This window comes from Arthrobacter sp. TJ-240, assembly GCF_058269195.1.
Window position 1 is genome coordinate 64,535 of the sequence record NZ_JBZCNG010000007.1, and the last position, 15,186, is coordinate 79,720.

Sequence of the window (15,186 nt, forward strand, 5' to 3'; positions counted from 1 at the left end):
TGCCCTGAATCCGGGGAAGGGGCCAGCGACAGCTGGGGACGAAGTCTCGGTCTCAAGAAGACTCCTATGCCGCTGGCCCCAGTCCGGGACCCGCCTTCACTCGGGTGAGGGCATGAGCCCTGCTGCTGGACCACCCTTGCTCCAACACATGCAACATTACGTACCGCTTGCATACCTCTCACGAGTACGAGGGGCTCGTTTTTCCCCCACGGCTACCCGGAATTGTCAGTTCAACTACCTACTCGGAACGTAGAACTACATGGTCGGACCCGCCGTCATCGCTGATCCTGGTCGCCCGAGAACTCGGCGGTGAGTTCTTCGCGGGTCGTGATGCCCAGTTTCCCGTAGATCCGGTAGAGATGCCCCTCCACCGTGCGAGTAGACAGGACGAGGATTCTCGCGATGGCGCGGTTCGTCGCACCCTCGGCGGCGAGCTTCGCGATCTCCCGTTCCCTCGAGGTCAGCTCATGGGACGTGCGCGTATCACCCTCCTCGTGCGGCAGCACGCCTTCGAGCAGTGACTGACGCCGGCGCATGGCCCGCAGGGCGAGCCGACGTGCCCTCACATCCCCCTTGTCCGCGTACAGGCGCATGGCCCGGGCCGAGGCATCGGCGGCGAGCGGGACCTTCTGGATGCTCTCCGCCTTGTCGGCGGCCAGCAGGAGGGCGTCGGGGTCCGAGGCGGTGAGCGCGTGGGCGTACTGCGAGAGGACCTGCGCCTCCGATCCTTCGAAGCTGTCCGCGAGCTCCGCGAGGCGCCAGGCCCGTGCGGTGTCCCCGAGGGCCAGCAGCAGTTCGAGGGTGTCCTTCTCGCAGGCCGGAAAGGGCGCCGACCCTGCCGTCTCGGCCAGCTCCCGTAGCGCATCGAGATCGTGGCCGTCCTCGGAGTTGCCGGAGTTCGCGGCGGCGAGGTAGGCCCGGGCCACGAGCAGCATGGGGCGGCTGCCGGTGCCGGGGACCTGGTTGAACTCCTGCTCGAAGGCGCCCGCGGTCTCCTTCTCCCCCAGCGAATGGGCGCACCAGGCCGCCACGCCGAGCGCGTAGGGCAGCAGCATCTCGCTGTCCGCCTGCCGCAGCGACACCAGGGCGGGGATGAGGATCCGCAGCGCCGAGCGGTACTTGCCGCGGCGGACCTCCAGGACGGCCTGCAGTACGGGGAGGGCGCCGCTGACGTAGCTCAGGTCCACCAGCGGCTGCCGGCGGTACTCGTCGATCGCCTCCGTGGCCGTCGAGAAGTCACCGGACCCCATGAGAGCGGTGACGTACTGGACCACGATGGGCGCCCGGAGGTGCTCCAGCCGCCCCTGGGACCGGTCCACGCTCTCGAGGGCCGCCCGCAGCTCCGCGTGCGCGGCGTCGGAGAGGCCGAGGGCGCCGTCGATCATGCCGCGCAGCGTCAGCACCAGCACCGGGACGTGGGCCGGCGGGTCGGTCTGCTGTGAGGAAAGGGATGCTTCGAGGGCCTCAAGTTGCGTGCGGGCCGTCTCGAACTGCCCTTCCAGGACCCAGCCGAGCAGGTGGAGCAGCGTCAGGTCCTCGGGCGCCGACGCCCCGTCATCCGCGGTGTCTGCCGACAGTGGTGCGCCGATACTCCCCGCCCCGGCGGCCTCGAGCCGCGCCGCGCACGCTTCCGCGATGCGGTGGAGGGTGTCCGGGTCGTCGCCGCGCCGCACACAGGCCAGGGCCTTGAGCGTGGCGGCGTCGGCCAGCGTGCCGGGCCGAGCCGGACCGGCGAGCACCTGATCGAGCATCGCCACGGCGACCGCGTACTCCCCCAGGGTCACCCGCACGCGGGCCTCCTCCACGGCCGATGCGGCGTCTCCTCCCCCGGCCTTCGCGGCTCCCGCGAAGCGGAGGGCCGACTCCGGCCGCGACACGTGGGCCGCCGTCCGCGCAGCCTCGAGGAGGATCGTGGCCGGGACCGGCACGTTGGCGTCGAGGGCCCAGTTCAGGTACTCGATCCGCCCGTCCTGCAGGGCGGGCAGCGTGACGTCGTCGTCGAACACCTGCCGGCGCAGCTCGGCGCTCCGCCCGGCGGGGACGAGCGCCCGCATCACACGCGTCATCATGGGGTGGGCCACCCGGAGCAACCCGTTGGGCGAGCCGGGGCTGCGCAGAAGCCCGCGCCGCAGCAGCTGCTGCGCCACGGCGTCCTCCACGAGCCGCGCCAAGCGCGCCGCGGTCAGGCCGCCGCTGAGGGACACGGCCTCGTACGCCGTCCGTTCCTGCTCGCTGAGCCCCTGGAGGAGGGTCTTCGCGAGGTCCGTGAGCGGCGGGCCGGGAGGGTGGAAGCGTCCGGTGAGACACCACACGCCGTCGCGGAGCACCAGCTCCCCCGTGGCCGAGGCGTGGTCGAGCAGGGCGCGCAGCATCAGCGGGTTCCCTGCGCTCTGGCGGGCGAAGTAGACCTCGGCCCCCCGGGTCACGGGACCGCCGAGGGTGCTCTCGCAGAACCTGCCGGCGTCGGCGTCGGACAGCCCGGCGAGGTCCACGCGGCTGATGAACCCGTCCGTGTAGAGGGAGAACAGCTCGCCGGAGCGCGGCGGGATGCCGTTGGAGAAGAGCACCACCTTGATGGTCCGCGAGACCACGAGCTGGGTGAGGATGTGGCTGCTGTCGTCGTCGAGGTACTGGGCGTCGTCGATGATGACCACGGCGTCCCGGCCCTGCGACGCCTCCCTCAGGTATGCGACGAGCGCACGGAGTGCGGACAGGGACGAACGCAGCGCCTGCGGCGAGGCGTCCGAGAGATAGGCGCCGAGCGAGCCGTAGGGCACATCGGCGAGGTTCGACGTCGCCCGGATCACGAAGCACCGCTTGTGCTGGCCGTCGATGATCGGCACGAGCCGGCGCGCGATGGCGCTCTTGCCCATCCCGGTCTCACCGATGACGAGTGCCCCGTGGAGATCGGGGTGGGACAGTGTGTGGACGATCGCACCCAGGATGCGCTCGATCCCGACGAGGGGGACCGAACCGTCTTCCCGGAGTGTCACTGCAGTCGGGTGGGCAGCAGCTCGGCGAGCTGGAGGCGGGAAGAGACGTGCAGCTTGGAGTAGATCTGGTACAGGTGGCCCTCGATGGTCCGCACGGACACGCACATCACATCGGCGATCTCCCGGTTGGCGTAGCCACCCGCCGCGAGCTGCGCGATCTCGCTCTCCCTCGGGGTGAGCGACTCGAGCTGCGACAGAGGGCCGCCGGAGGTCTCGTTCACGAGGACCTGCCGCGCCCGCTGCTGCACCTCGCGCACCGTGGACTTGTTGCCCATGGCCTGCGCCGCACTCAGCGCGGACCGGGCGGCGTCGCGGCCGAAGTTCTGGTCGCCGGCCGCGGCTGCGAGTTCCATGGCCTGCAGGAGCACCTCGGCGTCTCGGTGACTCACTCCCTTCGCGAACATCTCGCTGAGGCGGGCGAACGGTCCCTGCACGCGGGCGGCGACCTCGGACAGCTCGGCCAGTGCCTCGGTGTTGCCGAGCCGCACCGCGGTGGTGAAGGCGGAGAGCCCGAAGAGCGACGCTCCCCGTTCCCTGTCCCGCTGCCCCAGTGCCTGCAGCTGCAGCGCGGCCTCCGACTTCGATTCCCGCAGGCCGAGGCTGGAGAGCTGCAGCTGGGCGGTGAGCCGCCGCACCATCCACGGCACGCCGGCGGATGGCTCCGCGTGGACGAGGAACGGGATGGCGTCCTGGATGTTCCGGTTCATGGTGTGGCAGTAGGCGATCGACGCCGCTGCGACCGGCAGGAGGCGGTGCGGATCTCCGCCCCGCAGCTGGTCGAACGCCGGCTTCAGCAGCCCGAGGGCGTCCTCGGGCTGGCCGCAGCGGGCGCGGACGAGTCCCAGGGCGAGCTGCACGGAGGAGCCGCGGTGCGCCACCTCGCCGTCCTCGATGTCCAGGCCGAGCCGCCGGGCACCGGAGCCCCAGCTGCCCGACGCGCTGTAGACAGCGATGAGGCGGAGGTAGGCGATCTCCCGCGTGCGGTGGCTCACGCCGCCGTGCTGCAGGCGGTCGGCAAGATCGTCGGCGAGCTGGAGGGCCTCGAACTGGCTCTCCATCATGGCCCACGCCTCGCACAGGAGGACGTCGCTGCGGATCTTCTGCTCGGGGCTGAGCGGGTAGGCCGCCGCCCCGAGGAACTGCATGAGTTCGCGGGAGCGCGGGTACTCGCCGTCGAGGGAGGCGAGCTCCGCCCGGGTCATGATGATCTCGGCGCGCAGCGCGTCCGTATCCCCGGTGGCGGCGTCTACGCGGGCTTCCGCCTCCGCAAGGGGGTCACCCGCACCGCGCAGACCCAGGAAGTTGCGCAGGGCCGCGTCGGCGAGGAGCATCCGCACCGCGTCGGCGGGCTCAGCCTGCTCCACGAGCGGAGCGGCGAGGGAGAGGGCATTCGCGGCGTCCTCGAAACGGCCGGCGTCGGTGAGCGCCCGGATCCGCTCGGCCGCCACAGCGGCGGACGACCGGTGGGCGTCGTGGATCTCGGTGAACTCGACGGCGTCGCAGTACCGGCCCTCGGTCCTCGCGGACTGCGCGGCAGCCAGCCCGAGGGCGGCGGAGACCGGGCGGTGGCAGCGCAGGAGCCAGCGCGCGTGCTGCTCCGGGTCGAGTGCGTCGGTCAGTCCGGCCTCGTCCGCGACCCGTGCGTACAGTTCCTGCGCACGCTGTGCGGAGAGGGACTCGACGGCGCCGGCGCCCAGCACCGGGTTCGTGAGTTCCACATACTCCTGCTTGCCGTGGCGGACGACGACGAGGCCCGCGGACTGCAGGGCGTCGACGTCGGTACTACCGGCGAGCCGGTGCACGTCGGGGATGGGCAGCCGGCCCGCGAGTGCAAGGAGGAGTGCGACGTCCCGCTGCCCCGCGGGCAGCGCGTCCAGGACGGCGGTGGCTGCCTCGGTGACCTCGGTCGGCACGGGGGTGCCGCCGGGCAGGAGCACCCAGGTGCCGTCCTGCTCGACGATGCGGCGACCGCGCAGTGCGCGGACGGAGGCCTGCAGGAAGCGGGCGTTGCCTCCGCTCATCCTCAGGAGCAGGTGCACGCACTCGACGCTGACCCGCCCCTCGAGCTCGGCTTCGATGAAGACCCGGGCCTCGGCTGCCGTGAAGGGCGAGAGGTCGAACCTCCTGAGGGAGCCGTCCCGCCACAGCGAGGCGAACATGGGGTCCGCGGCGGTGAAGTCCTGTGTGGTCAGCAGCACGCTCGCGGTCCCGTTGAGGACCAGCTGCGTGATGAGGGCGGCGGAGGACGGGTCCAGGTACTCGATGTTGTCGACCGCGAGGACCACGCGCCGGCCCCGCGCCTGGAAGTTGAGGAGCTCGGAAACCGCCCGCAGGACCGTCACGGGATGGTCGATGACGTCCGTTTCGAGTTCTGAGAGCAGGAAATTCACCGGCCGGAACGCCTGGTGGTAGGAGCCCTTGGAGCCCCGGATGCGGACGACCAGCAGGTCTGCGGCCCGCGCTGCCAGGGCCTGCTGCATGACGGCGGTCTTGCCGACGCCTGCATCCCCTACCAGCACGGCTCCGACCGAGCCGGCCGAGAGCAGCGCCTCCTCGACCGCCGCGACGGTATCGGCTCGCCCTACGAAGAAGGGTGCTTCGGCCAGCCTGCTCATATCGCCACCACCTTGCGGTGAACGGAGATTAGCGAGGGTTGGACGGTTGCGCCAGCGGTTCGAGCATCCATGGGAGCACTTCCTGGATTCGAAGAATGTGTGGTTCCCCCGAGCCTAGAAAGGCTTCCAACCGTCTACACGAGTAACACTTACTGGAGTTCGACGCCACCTACTCGCTTTGCACCCACGTAGTAACGGTAAGACTACTTGCAAACCCCGCAATTAATACGTGGTATACGAGTGTTCAATTGCGTGCCAGTATGCGTGGAACTCCTGTCAGGCATTGCCGTCGAACAGGCTGGTGACCGAACCGTCGTCGAACACCTCGCGGATGGCGCGGGCGATCAGGGGCGCGATGGAGAGCACGGTGAGTTGCGGGAACCGCTTCTCGGGCGGGATGGGCAGCGTATTGGTGACGACCACCTCGCGCGCGCCCGACTCCGCCAGGCGGCGGGCCGCGGGGTCGGAGAACACGGCGTGGGTGGCGGCGATGATGACGTCCTTCGCGCCGGCGTTCTTCAGCACCTGCACGGCGCCGGAGATGGTTCCGCCGGTGTCGATCATGTCGTCGATCAGCACACAGGTGCGTCCCTCGATCTGTCCGACGACCTGCTTGGACACGGCCTGGTTCGGCACCGTGAGGTCCCGGCTCTTGTGGACGAAGGCGAGCGGTGCGCCGCCGAGGCGCTCGGCCCACTGCTCGGCCACGCGGACGCGGCCGGTGTCCGGGGAGACCACGGTGACGTTGTCGGCGTCGACCCGTGACCGGATGTAGTCGGCCAGGAGCGGGATGGCCATGAGGTGGTCCACGGGTCCGTCGAAGAAGCCCTGGATCTGCGAGGTGTGGAGATCCACGGACATGAGCCGGTTGGCGCCTGCGGTCTTGTAGAGGTCGGCGACGAGGCGTGCGGAGATGGGCTCGCGGCCGCGGCCCTTCTTGTCCTGGCGTGCGTAGGGGTAGAACGGCGAGACGACGGTGATGCGCTTGGCCGAGGCGCGCTTGAGCGAGTCGACCATGATCAGCTGCTCCATGAGCCAGTTGTTCAGCGGCGCCGGGTGCGCCTGGATGACGAAGACATCGGTTCCACGCACGCTCTCCCCCGAGCGGACGTAGATCTCGCCGTTGGCGAAGTCGTAGGCGGACACCGGAAGGAGCTCCGTGCCGAGCCATGACGCGATCTCCTCGGCCAGTTCGGGGTGCGCGCGTCCCGAGGCGAGGACGAGCTTCTTCTCGCCGCGTGCCGTGATCTCACTCATGCGTTGGTGCTCTCTTCTGTGGTTGTGCTCGAGGTCGTGCCTGTGGGGGTCTGGGTGGTGTCGGCGCCGGCTGCTGCGGTGGCGGCCGCCGTGCCCGGGCGCTTGCCCGCCACCCAGTCGGCGATGTTCCGCTGGGGCGCGAAGCTCAGGGCGAGCGAGCCGGCGGGGACGTCCTTGCGCACCACGGCGCCCGCCCCGGTGTACGCGCCGTCGCCCACCGACACCGGGGCCACGAACACGGTGTTGGAGCTGGTGCGGACGTGCGAGCCGATGACCGTGCGGTGCTTGTCGACGCCGTCGTAGTTGGCGGTGATGTTGCCGCAGCCGATGTTCGTGTACTCGCCGATCTCGGCGTCGCCGGCGTAGCCGAGGTGGGAGAGCTTGGAGCCGCGGCCGATCGTCACGTTCTTCGTCTCGTAGAACGCGCCGATCTTGCCCTCCTCGCCGAGGACGGTGCCCGGGCGCAGGTAGGTGAACGGTCCCACGCCGGCGCCGGCGCCGATGCGGGCACCGCTGCCGTGCGTGCGCACCACGTGCGCGCCCTCGCCGATGACGACGTCGGTGAGGCTCGTGTCCGGGCCGACGACGGCGTCGCGTGCCACGACGGTCCGGCCGTGGAGGCTGGTGCCGGGCAGCAGGGTGACGTCCTCGTCGAGGACCACGGTGGTGTCGATCCAGGTGGTGCCCGGGTCCACGACGCTCACGCCCGCGAGCATCCACCGCTCCACGATGCGGCGGTTGAGTTCGGCGCCCAGCGCGGCGAGCTGCACGCGGTCGTTCGCGCCCTCCACCTGCCAGCGGTCGGCGAGGACGACGGCGGCCACGCGCCCACCGGCGGTGCGGGCGATCGCGAGGACGTCCGTCAGGTACATCTCGCCCTGGGCGTTGGCGGTGTCCACCCGGGTCAGCGCGTCCCGGAGGACGGCGGCGTCGAACGCGTAGATGCCGGAGTTGACCTCGCGGATGGCGCGCTGCTCGGGTGAGGCGTCCTTGTGCTCGACGATCGCGACCACGGTGTCGTCGTCGTGCCGCTGGATGCGCCCGTAACCGGTGGGGTCCTCGAGGAGCGCGGTGAGGACGGTGACGGCGTTGCCGTCGCCCTGGTGGACGGCGACGAGTTCGCGGAGGGTCTCGGGCGTGAGCAGGGGGACGTCGCCGTAGGTGACCACGACGGTGCCGGTGAGCTGTTCGGAGGCGCGCGCGTCGAGGGCGTCGAGGGCCACCTGCACGGCGCGGCCGGTACCGGGGACGTCGTCCTGGTCGACCAGGACCGCGGTGGCGTCCAGCTGCGTGACGTGCTCGGCCACGCGGTCGCGCTCGTGCCGGACGACGACGGCGAGCTCGCGGGGCTGCACGCCGCGGGCGGCACCGAGGGCGTGGCCGATCATGGACAGGCCGCCGATGGGGTGCAGGATCTTCGGGGTCCGGGACTTCATGCGGGTGCCGGCGCCTGCAGCGAGGACGATCACTGCGGCCGGCGCTTTCTGCGTCCCGTCCGTGCGTGCAGCGATGATGGAACCGTCATGGTTGCTCATGAAGAAGCGCTCCTATGCTGTAGCTGACCGGCGGCGTCCTGGCCCCACCGGCCGAGGACTCTCCCCGTTCCGCCCATAGGATTCGAACCTATACTCCACAGCTCCAAAGGCTGGGGTGCTGCCGTTACACCAGGGCGGACCGCGTCCACGCCCGACCGGTGCCGGAGCATGTGCGCACGGTGTACCAGTTTGCCATGTCCCGAGAGGGCGGGCGACCCGGCCCCGGCCGCACGGGCGCCCCGACCCCTCCGCCGGTCGCCACCCGCCGTCGTTCCTGCTTTCTGCGCCCGACCGGCTCACCACCCGGTGTGTCCCCCATCCGACATGCACTCCGTGGCCGAAAAGGGGGAACGACGGCGGCGGCGTCGCCCTCCCCGACGCCGCCGGGGCACTGACGATGTGCACATACCTCGCGGGCCACCCCGCCCCCTCGGCAGGACGGCCTTCACTGCAGGGATGAGTCTGGAGACTGTGCTGTCGTTTGTCGGAGGCGTGGCGCCCACCCATGTGCTCCGTGCGCGGGGCGTCAGCCAGTGGCAGATCGACCGCAGTGTCGACGAGGGCCGCGCGCTGCGCATCCGCCGGGGAGTCGTGGCGCTCCCGGATGCACCGGCCGACTTCGTCGTGGCGGTCGACGAGCATGCGCGGCTGACCTGCGTCTCCGCCGCGGCACACTATGGGCTGTGGCGCGTCCGCGACCCGGCGCAGATCCACCTCAGCCGGCCGGACGCCACCTCCTCCTCCTGCGTGAACCACCGGAGACGGTCGGTCGCCGTCCATGCTCACCTGCCTCTGGTCGGTCTCCTCGACGTGCTGGTCCATGTGCTCCAGTGCCGGCCGGAGGAGGAGTCGGTCGCGGTCGTCGAGTGCGCCCTTCGCCGCGGCGACGCCGTCCGGGCATCCTTCGACGCCCGTCTGCAGGGCCGACGCAACGGGAAGGCCCGCACCGCGCTCGCGCAGGTCGAATGCACGGCCGATTCGGCGATCGAAGTGGTGGCCCGCCTCCTGCTGCGGGGAGCCGGCCTCGACGTCCGGCCTCAGGTGCACATCCCTGGGGTCGGGCGCGTCGACTTCCTCGTCGAGGGCGTTCTGGTCGTCGAGATCGACGGTGCGGCCTACCACTCGGACCGTCGGGCCTTCCGCCGCGACAGGCAACGGGACAACGCGGCCGTGATCGCCGGCTATACCGTGCTCCGGTTCACGTTCGAGGACGTGATGGTGCATCCGGAGCAGCTCCTCGCGGTGGTCCTCCAGGCCCTGGGACGCCGCCCGATCCGCTGAACGCCGCCCGTCATTCCCACCTCTCGACGCGAACCGGCCCGCGCGGCGGCGTGTCCGGGCTCGACACACCGTCGTCGGCCAAAAGGGAGGAACGACGGCGGCCGGGAGGACGGCCTGAAGAAGGTGGCCGGAACGGCGCTGCGGCGCCCCGGACCCGTTGTGGCCCGCCTGCAGCGCGGCTAGATTACGACCATGCGTCCTCCCCGGCCAGAGATGTCCAACGCCGTCCCGCCTCCCGTCACCGTCGAGCGGCAACCGCCTCCGCTGCTGCGCATGGCGGGCGGTCTCTGGCTCGCCTCGGTGGCTGCCGGTATCGCCGCGCTGGTCATCGCCTTCATGGACCGGGAGTCCTTCCTTGCGGACCTGCAGGACACCGCCCTGAGCCTCGACTCCGGCGTGGCCGCCGAGGACGCGGAGATGGTCGCCAGGATCGCCTTCTGGGGAAGTCTCGGCGCGCTCGCGGTGGTCCTGCTGGTCACGGGGCTCCTCGCCCGCATGCTGCTGCGCAGAGGCGGCTGGGCCCGGTGGGCCCTGCTCGCGGTCCTGGTGCTCGACGTCGGCGCGGTGCTGCTCGTCCAGGCGTTCCTCGGGACCGAGGACGCGGGCTTCCAGCCCGTACCGCATCTGGCCATCGCCCACCTGGTCCTCGCCGCCGTCGCGCTCGTGGTGGCGCTGCTGCCCCAGGTCTCCCGCTGGCTCAAAGGAGCCGCTCCGCGGAGGTGACGGGCAGGCGTCAGCCGCCCGTCTTCGCCAGAGGTCCGGGGGTGCCCGCACGCGCCACCAGCGCCTCGCACGAGCGCATCACTACCTGGCAGGCCTCCAGTGCGCCGCGGTCCACGAGCGGATTCTCCGTCAGCACCCGCCACCGGCCGAGCTCCGCGAGGGACGCCGTACGGATGTGCTCGGGATCGGCGTCCGGCGCGAGAGCCAGGCGCTCCGCCGGGGCGACCCCCGATCCCCCGATCAGGCGCTCCGCGTCGGCGGCCACCGACGGCGGCAGGGGGACCTCGTTGGAGCGCAGTGCCGACAGCAGCTGCAGTTCGCGGATCTCGTGGGCATTGGCCTTGACCCTCTCGATGCCCGTCATCAGCACCGAGCTCCCCGCCCGCGGATGGGTGCGCACGAGCGTTTCCAGCCCCGCGAGCGCCGTCCTGGCCCGGAGGGGCGAGGACCGCGCATCGAACTGCCTGGTCACGAGCCCCAGCAGCGCGTCGAGTCCGCTGCGCCGCGAGAGTTCGTGGGCCAGCGCCGTGGCATTGTCGGCGCCGCCGCGCACGAGGGCGGAGCCGAGCCGGACACCGAAGAGTCCGAAGCGGTCGAGCAACCGGCGTCCTTCGTCCGCAGCTATGCCGAGGGCGGTGCAGCCGGCGACGAAGCGGTCGGCGGAGAGCAGCGCGCGTTCACGCTGGGTCCGCTCCAGGCCGGCCAGCGTGACGAAGGCCTCGTACTCCGCCTGCCGCAGGGTCCGGGAACTCTGGGCGAGCAGACCCGCCATGGGGAGGACGTCCAGCACCAGGGCACGCAGGGACGGATCGGTGCGATAGCGGTCGGCGACGCGCGAGGCGGAGATGAGGGAGTCGATGCGCCCCGCCCCTACCTCGTCCGCCCGCGACAGCACCGCCAGCGCGTTGACCGTGCCCGCGCTCGCCGCACTCGTGTCGCGGAACGCCTCGAGGAACGTGACGTCCGAGGCATGGAGGTGGCGCATCAGGTAGATCACCGCATCCGCCTCGGACGGCGTGTCCTGCGGCGTGAGGAAGTTCGTGCTGCGCTTCGACACGTCCGCCGAGAGCGAGGCGATGCCCGGAGTGTCGATCAGCGTCATGGCGCGCAGGTTCTCCGCCGGCCACTCGACCACGATCCGCTCCACCTCCGCAGTCGGCTGGCCGCCGAGATCGAACACGAGCCGGCCGTCCTCCCTGGTGAGCGGGAGCAGCCGCGGTTCTCCCTCCACGGGGTAGGCGGTGATCCGGGGCGTCGGGGCATGCCGGTACCAGGTGATGATGCGGGTGCACTCCCCCGTCCCGGTGGGGGCGATCTCCTCCCCGATGATGGCGTTGAGGAGCGTGGACTTGCCCGCCTTGACCATGCCCGCGACGGCCACGCGCAGCGGTTCCTGCAGCCTCCGCGCGTAGGTCTCGAGTTCGGTGCGCACGGTCGGCTCGTCAGCATAGACCTCGAGGGCCTCCTGCAGGAGACCCTCGACGGCGCCGCCATCCGTCATGGGCGTGCCAGGGATTCCGCTGGGTCCGGCGCAGCCCCGTCGGCCACGGGGACGAGGCGTTTCGCCTTCGCGGAGAGCTGGTCGATGCGGGAGAGCAGGGCCTTCAGCTCGGTCACCCGACCGGCCCGTTCCTGCCGGTAGGTCGCCGCGGTGCGCTGGGCCGCGGCCACCGAGTCCGCGAGCGACCGGTGGTGCTCCTCGGCGATATCCCCGAAGTGATCGCGGATCTCGCGCTGGACGAGGCGCAGCCGGTCCTTGAGCTGCTTCCCCACCTGGAAGACGACGTCGTCCATCTGCCGCCGGACGAGGTTCTTCGCATCGGTCTGCCGGCGCTTGAGCCGCGCCTCCTTGTCCTCGCGGTAGGCCTTGCGCCCCAGGAGCAGGCCGGCACCCACCGAGAGGGGATTGATGAGGGACATGCCGATGATGCCGGTCAGCAGGCCGAACATCAGCACGCCGCCGTAGGAGCCGCGCATGCCGATCAGCACCTTGCCCGCCGCGCTGACGCGCCCGGGGTCCAGGAACGGTATCTCCTCGACGGGCGCGAGGACGCCATCCGTGCCGGCCACCTCCAGCAGGGGCAGCGGAACCTCGTCGAGTGCGAAGAGCTCGGCCACCTGCTCGGCAAGCCACTGCGAGCGCTCGTTGGTCCACACGAAGGTGTCGGACACCGCCGAGGCGACGCGCTGCTCGATCCACTCCGCGAACTGGTCCCACACGGGCCCGGGATCCCCGGCGTCGATGGCGGCTTCCGCCTCGCGCTGGATGGACCGGAGGCGGTCGCGGAGATCGTGCTCCATGTCGGCGATGAGATCCGAGGCGCCGTCGTTGAGGGTCGTCTGCCAGCGTGAGGACTGCTTGCGCTGCTGGTCCGCCTTCTCCTTGGCCTCCTCCAGCTCCGCCAGCAGCACCGGGACCCCCTCGGGGTCCTGGAGTGCCGAGAGTTCGGTCGTGACGGACAGGCGCAGGTGATCGGTGACGGACAGCAGGTCCTGGGCGACGGAGCGCCGGCGCAGGGCCTGCGCCTTCCCGACGACGTCCTTGCGGAGGTACGCGATGAGGTCCGGGAACCCCGATTCCTGGTTGAGCTCCGCGTCGTTGCTCTGCGCGGCGACGAGGCGGAGGTCCGAGGACACGGGGATCAGCGGCATGGCCCCGACGCCTGCCGCGCCGAGATGCGCGCGGTCGAGCTCGGCGACGGTCCTCCACTGGGGATAGAGGTCGGTCTTGGACAGCACGCATCCCACGTTCGGCACGATCCGCTGCGCCTGCTTGAGGAACCGCAGCTCCGGCTCGGTGTACTCCTGGGAGGCGTCGGACACGAGGATCATGGCGTCCGCCGTGGGCAGGGCGGTCAGGGTGGTCAGTGCGTGGGCGGAGTCGAGTCCGCCGACTCCGGGCGAATCGATGACCGACAGGCCGTCGGCCAGCACCCGCCGGGGAAGAAGCACCTCGGCCGACGCGAGGCCCTGCCGGTTCGAGGGGTTCCCCTTTTCCGAGACGAAGGAGGCGATCTCCTGCAGCGCCACGGGCCGCCGCTCGAACGCCGGGCCGTCCTGCTCCGGGCTCCCGCCGGTCAGCGGGACCAGCACCGCCGCGGACGCCGGATCCCCGAAGCGGACCACGGTGGGCACGGAAGTGGCGATGTCGTCGTCGACCGGGCACACGGGGGCGTTGACGAGCGCGTTGATCAGCTTGCTCTTGCCCTGCTTGAACTCGCCCACCACGATGACCCGGACGTCCGGGTTGGCCAACCGGACCAGGGTCTGCTCCAGTCGCTGGCGTAGATCGGACCGATCACCCTCGGCGACGAGGCCCAGACCGGCTTTGACGAGTGGAACGAGATCGTCCACGTGGACCTCCCCGATGAGTTGTTGTGTGAGACCACGGACAAGCCCAACGGGGACAGTGTCCCCGTTGGGCTCGCCCGGCGTGCCGTGGAGCTAGAGTGCCGAGTCCTCGACCGTGACCTCGGTGTCGACCTCGACCTCATTGTCGACGAAGAATGCCGAGTCGTCGATGGACGTGTACTCGTTCTCCGAGTTGTCGGTGACGACTGCGGTCTCGTTGAACGCGTCCTGGACCACAACGTCGGTGGTCGTCGAGCTGTCCGAGGTGAACGAGTCCTCGATCTCCACGTCCGTGTTGATCGAGTTGTCCGAGGCGTCGATGACCGCGGTGTTGTCGGTGTTGAAGGAGTCCTCGACCTCGAGGTCCACCTCGGTGTTGACCGAGTTGTCCGAGGCGTCGATCGTGGTGTCCGAGTTGTCGGTGTTGAAGGAATCCTCCACCTCGATGTCGGCGTCGATGGAGTTGTCGGTGTTGAAGGAATCCTCCACCTCGATATCGGCATCGATCGAGTTGTCGCTGTTGTCCGAGTTGTCCGTGTTGAGCGAGTCCTCGGTGTTGAGCGAGTCCTCGATCTCCACGTCGATGTCGGTGTCCACCGAGTTGTCGGAGTTGTCGTTGTAGGAGTCCTCGATGGAGTTGTCCGAGTTGTCGGAGTTGTCCGAGTTGTCGTTGTAGGAATCCTCGACGGTGCCGATGTCCACGCTCACCGAACCGCCGGCCTGGACGTTGGTGGAGTTGTCCTGGGAGTGGTCGTCGGAGTTGTCCACGGAGTTGTCGACCTTGACGTCGCCGTCTGCGGCCACTGCACGGTCGCCCGAGGCGACGAAGGCATCGTTGTCGAACATCTGGCTGACGTCACCATTGGCCCAGATGTTCTGGTTCACGGACTGGTCCGTGATGGTGTCGCGGTCGTCCACGGATGAGGTGTACGAGTAGTTGTTCACCACGTGGAGGAGCTGCTGCACCGCGTTGCCGTGATCGTTGTCGTCACCACCGGTGCTGCCACCGCCGTCGTGATCGTGGTCATGGTCATGGTCGTGGTCGTGGTCATGGTCGTGGTCATGGTCGTGGTCATGACCACTGTCGCCGGGCGTGGACGGTCCGGTCGGAGTGGTGTATCCGCCGCCGCCCGGGGAGACATCGCCCGAGGAGTTTCCGCCCGTGTCGTAGTTGCGGTCGAACGAGCTCTCGTTCCGGCCGCCGAAGCTGACCGGGGCGTAGTCGAGGACCACGGGCATGACGGCGTCGACGTCGTCGGAGCAGACGTCACTGAGGCCGGCCTCGGCCAGCGCGGCCTCGGGGTCGCTGATGAACGCGCTGGCCGCTTCCTGGTCGTTGAAGAGGTTCATGAGGAAGTCGAGGAGATCTGAAGCGAGAGTAGTCATGAGTCGTTCCTTCGTCGGTTATGGGTTTGCCGGCGGCTCTGCTGG

9 protein-coding genes and 1 tRNA gene are annotated in these 15,186 nt (G+C 70.1%); 2 read left to right on the forward strand and 8 right to left on the reverse strand.

All coding sequences use genetic code 11. The annotated features are described in order from the left end of the window. Positions 1–275 precede the first annotated feature (275 nt). From AC4D2C_RS16025 to AC4D2C_RS16045, 5 genes are all read right to left on the reverse strand, one after another. On the reverse strand, positions 276–2,993 hold the full coding sequence (locus AC4D2C_RS16025) for a helix-turn-helix transcriptional regulator (protein ID WP_490915835.1): 2,718 nt from the start codon (positions 2,991–2,993) through the stop codon (positions 276–278). Further along, the gene (locus tag AC4D2C_RS16030) at positions 2,990–5,608 is read right to left on the reverse strand and encodes a LuxR C-terminal-related transcriptional regulator (RefSeq protein ID WP_490915836.1); all 2,619 of its coding nucleotides are present in this window, start codon (positions 5,606–5,608) and stop codon (positions 2,990–2,992) included. The genes AC4D2C_RS16025 and AC4D2C_RS16030 overlap by 4 nt, the downstream gene beginning before the upstream one ends. Before the next feature lie 276 nt (positions 5,609–5,884). Further along, positions 5,885–6,865: a ribose-phosphate diphosphokinase gene (locus AC4D2C_RS16035; protein ID WP_490915837.1), complete on the reverse strand. Its 981-nt coding sequence runs from the start codon at positions 6,863–6,865 to the stop codon at positions 5,885–5,887. After that, complete coding sequence (glmU, locus tag AC4D2C_RS16040) at positions 6,862–8,400, reverse strand: bifunctional UDP-N-acetylglucosamine diphosphorylase/glucosamine-1-phosphate N-acetyltransferase GlmU (protein ID WP_490915838.1); 1,539 nt, start codon at positions 8,398–8,400, stop codon at positions 6,862–6,864. Before glmU ends, AC4D2C_RS16035 begins: the two co-directional genes overlap by 4 nt. A 67-nt stretch (positions 8,401–8,467) precedes the next feature. Continuing rightward, positions 8,468–8,539 (reverse strand) — tRNA-Gln (locus AC4D2C_RS16045). A 317-nt stretch (positions 8,540–8,856) separates the two neighbouring features. On the opposite strand from AC4D2C_RS16045, the gene AC4D2C_RS16050 reads away from it, so the two are divergent. Together AC4D2C_RS16050 and AC4D2C_RS16055 are read left to right on the forward strand one after the other, a co-directional pair. Next, the gene (locus AC4D2C_RS16050) at positions 8,857–9,681 is read left to right on the forward strand and encodes an endonuclease domain-containing protein (protein WP_490915839.1); all 825 of its coding nucleotides are present in this window, start codon (positions 8,857–8,859) and stop codon (positions 9,679–9,681) included. Positions 9,682–9,873: 192 nt separating this feature from the next. After that, the gene (locus AC4D2C_RS16055) at positions 9,874–10,404 is read left to right on the forward strand and encodes a hypothetical protein (protein WP_490915840.1); all 531 of its coding nucleotides are present in this window, start codon (positions 9,874–9,876) and stop codon (positions 10,402–10,404) included. A gap of 10 nt (positions 10,405–10,414) precedes the next feature. Here AC4D2C_RS16055 and AC4D2C_RS16060 read toward each other — a convergent pair whose 3' ends face one another. The 3 genes from AC4D2C_RS16060 to AC4D2C_RS16070 all read right to left on the reverse strand — a co-directional run bounded on the left by AC4D2C_RS16060 (position 10,415) and on the right by AC4D2C_RS16070 (position 15,141). Then, positions 10,415–11,905 carry a dynamin family protein gene (locus tag AC4D2C_RS16060; RefSeq protein ID WP_490915841.1) on the reverse strand — a complete coding sequence of 497 codons (1,491 nt, stop codon included), beginning with the start codon at positions 11,903–11,905 and terminating at the stop codon, positions 10,415–10,417. Beyond that, the gene (locus AC4D2C_RS16065; RefSeq protein ID WP_490915842.1) at positions 11,902–13,758 is read right to left on the reverse strand and encodes a dynamin family protein; all 1,857 of its coding nucleotides are present in this window, start codon (positions 13,756–13,758) and stop codon (positions 11,902–11,904) included. Before AC4D2C_RS16065 ends, AC4D2C_RS16060 begins: the two co-directional genes overlap by 4 nt. A gap of 90 nt (positions 13,759–13,848) precedes the next feature. After that, complete coding sequence (locus tag AC4D2C_RS16070) at positions 13,849–15,141, reverse strand: IniB N-terminal domain-containing protein (RefSeq protein WP_490915843.1); 1,293 nt, start codon at positions 15,139–15,141, stop codon at positions 13,849–13,851. Positions 15,142–15,186 lie beyond the last annotated feature (45 nt).

Bases quoted from the DNA above. Each gene is read 5' to 3' on its own strand.
- AC4D2C_RS16030 (WP_490915836.1), bottom strand. From the start codon at position 5,608: ATGAGCAGGCTGGCCGAAGCACCCTTCTTCGTAGGGCGAGCCGATACC.
- AC4D2C_RS16035 (WP_490915837.1), bottom strand. From the start codon at position 6,865: ATGAGTGAGATCACGGCACGCGGCGAGAAGAAGCTCGTCCTCGCCTCG.
- glmU (WP_490915838.1), bottom strand. From the start codon at position 8,400: ATGAGCAACCATGACGGTTCCATCATCGCTGCACGCACGGACGGGACG.
- AC4D2C_RS16050 (WP_490915839.1), top strand. From the start codon at position 8,857: ATGAGTCTGGAGACTGTGCTGTCGTTTGTCGGAGGCGTGGCGCCCACC.
- AC4D2C_RS16055 (WP_490915840.1), top strand. From the start codon at position 9,874: ATGCGTCCTCCCCGGCCAGAGATGTCCAACGCCGTCCCGCCTCCCGTC.
- AC4D2C_RS16060 (WP_490915841.1), bottom strand. From the start codon at position 11,905: ATGACGGATGGCGGCGCCGTCGAGGGTCTCCTGCAGGAGGCCCTCGAG.
- AC4D2C_RS16070 (WP_490915843.1), bottom strand. From the start codon at position 15,141: ATGACTACTCTCGCTTCAGATCTCCTCGACTTCCTCATGAACCTCTTC.